This window comes from Caballeronia sp. M23-90 (assembly GCF_053574605.1).
The window spans coordinates 1-209 of sequence record NZ_JBSIPA010001095.1 but is presented as its reverse complement, the minus strand read 5'-3'; the positions used below and the strand labels follow the sequence as shown (position 1 = coordinate 209).

Sequence of the window (209 nt, the reverse complement as noted above, 5' to 3'; positions counted from 1 at the left end):
ATGAGTACAACGGGCTTGAGCGCGTGAGCTTGGGAGCGCAGGTCGGCGCGTTGGGCAGGAGAAAGTTTGAGAGCTGACATGAAAAGTAACGGACTCGACTAAAATGAGGGGCGACGTAGCGTAAAAACGGCTGAACGGTCGCGATCGCAATAACAAAGACGAACAGGGCGGAACGCCTTGCTCGGGAACATGACGGACGGCGCGAGGTG

At 56.9% G+C, this 209-nt stretch carries 1 pseudogene; it reads right to left on the bottom strand.

From position 1 onward, the window contains the following. Nucleotides 1-80 (bottom strand): annotated as a pseudogene (locus tag ACRXB1_RS37950) (YhbY family RNA-binding protein); the annotation flags it as partial. Nucleotides 81-209: the final 129 nt, after the last annotated feature.